Below are 2435 nucleotides of genomic sequence, written 5' to 3'. Positions count from 1 at the left end.
ATACACCCCAACCGGTCACTACCCGACCAGCCGCACGACCCCGGAACTTGCAACCGCCCTGGCGCGGGCCCGATCCCCGACCTGGTGAACCGCGACTTCACCGCCGAGGCGCCCGGCGCCAAGATGGTCGGCGATATCACCTATATTCCGACCTGGGAGGGCTGGCTGTTCTTGGCGACCGTCATCGACTGCCACACCAAAGCCGTCATCGGCTGGGCGATGGACGACAACTACAAGACTCCATTGATCGCCGCAGCGGTAGAGATGGCGGCGCGCAACTGCGACCTGCCGGCCGGTGCGATCTTCCATTCCGACCGCGGCAGCAACTACACCTCGGCCGAATTCGCCGAGGCGCTGAAGGGGTTGGATATACGGCAGTCCGTCGGCCGGACGGGGATTTGTTACGATAATGCGATGGCCGAGTCGTTCAACGCGGCGCTGAAAATCGAGCGGGTGCACCGCACCGCGTACCCGACCCGCAAGAAAGCGTACGCGGATATTGCGGCCTACATCGAACTCCGATACAATACGACGAGACTTCACTCCGGGTTGGGATACCGGACTCCGAGCGAAGCCCGCGACGAGTATCTGAACCGACAGCCAGCAGCCTAAACGGCCATTAAACGACTGTCCGGAAAACGCGCGGCAGACCAACCTCGGGGTTATGTCGCCTTGGTTTGCGGAGATGGCGCCGCTGATGGTCGTCGCCGGGATGCCCTCTCGCTCCGCGACGAACTTCACGAGGTTGCGCACTGCTCGCGCAGCGGCGACCGCGAGGCTCTCAATGTGTCTATCGGACGAAGGCGACGAAGCCTTCGGACTGGATCCTCTTGCTGTCGGACATCCGAGCCTTCGCCTGCACGACCAGCGTTACCTAGGCCCCTCGCCAGACCTTCGTGCCTCGAAACGATCTTGACATGCTGTTCGTCGCGATCGACGTGGTCCACGGCATCGTGATGAAGGCATGGCTCGTACCCAGCAAGGACTATGCCGACACCCTTGGCGAACCCAATAGTCGAGGGCGGTACTGCTTCAGCGCGTCGATGAAGGACGGTTCCAACGATCGCTGGAAGCCCTACCGCTTGGAAGCGCCAGAACTGCCACGTGCGGTACTTCGTCGGCTGGAACAACTAGAAGGCGTATAGATCCGTTGCCGCCGAGAGCGTTGTTGTTCGCGGTGGAGCGGCGTCGTCGACGATGACAGCCGCCCGGACTCGCCAGTCCGGCCCGACGTATCGGCGGCATGCCGTGGGGCTCAGCGTAGGTCGGGGCCGCCCTCCTCGGCGAGTTCGTCGAGCACGCTGAACTTGTCGTCAGCGTTTTCGTCGTCGACGAGCGCTTCCAGCGGCTCCTCATCACGCAGCTGTGGGTACTTATCCAGGAGGAACCGCCGCCGGTACACCATGTCGGCAGTGTCGACGATTCCCTCCAGGATGGTCCAGTTGAGGGTGCCGCCGACCAGGATCCCGGCGACCGGTACGACCTTGCCAAGGCCCTTCTTGGTGAGGTCACGGCCGAATGCCTCTGTGAACTTCACGGCGACCCGGGAGACAACCGACTCGTTCAAAACCTTCCATGTCTTGCCCCGGACGAGCGCTTGGGTGAGACGCGAGATGTCGGCCAGGGCGGCGCTCTTCGCGCTGGTTGAAATGGCCGTTCCGGCGTTGACGACGGACAGCACAAAGAGTTTTTCGGCGGGCTCCTCGGGGTCGTAGCCATACAGCAGTGACACATGGCCTACAGCACGTGATGCCAGACCGAGAACAACAGCGGCATCGCCGGCGAAAGCGCCGAAGATGGCACCTCCCGACGGCGCCGCCGCGGCACCGCCGGAGACTGCGGTTACCAGCTCGCCTCCCGAGATCACCAGCCCCGCAACCATTCCTGATCCTGCGGCGGTAGCCGGGTAGTACCAGCTCATCGAACGTCCGCGGACCGCGTGGATCTGATCGAGGTCGAGGCGCCGCAGGTCGGAAAGCTTGGTGACGTCGTGCCCGCGCTTCTGGTGGCGTTTCACCACCTGTTTGGGGGAGAGCCCCGCTCGCGAAATCTTCGCCACCGTGCGTTGCGCCGAGCCCAGAGCGGTGCCACTCCAGTCCGCCGCGCTGGTGGGAAGGACGCTGGCAGCTTTGCGAGCCCCGGTGCCAAGGGTGCTCGCACCCTTGGCGACGATGCCGCGCCCCCGCGACACGGCTGATTGGGCTCCCGGATGGTTTTCCAGATAGGTAGCCGCACGACGACCGAGTGCCGCGGCCCCGATGGAGACGCCCTCACCGGCGTTGCGTAACGCGGCCGACAGCGGCCGGCCCTTGAACTGCCGGATGTCACGCCATGCCGCGAGCTCGTACTCCGAGGGTTCTGCCATGCTGCCCAGGCTAGTGTTCTGTTTCGTAAATAGCTAGCCGTTTAGTAGGCTCTGCGTGTGACACGTGCTG

The 2435-nt window shown here is 63.9% G+C and carries 3 protein-coding genes; 2 read left to right on the top strand and 1 reads right to left on the bottom strand.

Annotation, left to right across the window (positions count from 1 at the left end; all coding sequences use genetic code 11):
* Both ACFHWY_RS28250 and ACFHWY_RS28245 read left to right on the top strand, forming a co-directional pair.
* Positions 1-612: IS3 family transposase (locus tag ACFHWY_RS28250; protein ID WP_416583286.1), on the top strand; the 612-nt coding region annotated here is incomplete at its 5' end.
* A 305-nt stretch (positions 613-917) separates the two neighbouring features.
* A complete protein-coding gene (locus ACFHWY_RS28245) occupies positions 918-1145 on the top strand; it encodes a hypothetical protein (RefSeq protein ID WP_416583285.1) in 228 nt (75 codons plus the stop codon).
* Between the two features lie 110 nt (positions 1146-1255).
* On the opposite strand, the gene ACFHWY_RS28240 is transcribed toward ACFHWY_RS28245, so the two are convergent.
* Entirely contained in the window at positions 1256-2365 is a 1110-nt protein-coding gene (locus tag ACFHWY_RS28240; protein WP_416583284.1) for an EcsC family protein, read from the bottom strand.
* Positions 2366-2435: the final 70 nt, after the last annotated feature.

Origin of the sequence: Micromonospora sp. LOL_024, assembly GCF_048060415.1 — a bacterium.
GTDB lineage: Bacteria > Actinomycetota > Actinomycetes > Mycobacteriales > Micromonosporaceae > Micromonospora.
Note: the sequence above shows the minus strand (reverse complement) of the source record. Positions and strands in the feature narration are given on the sequence as shown.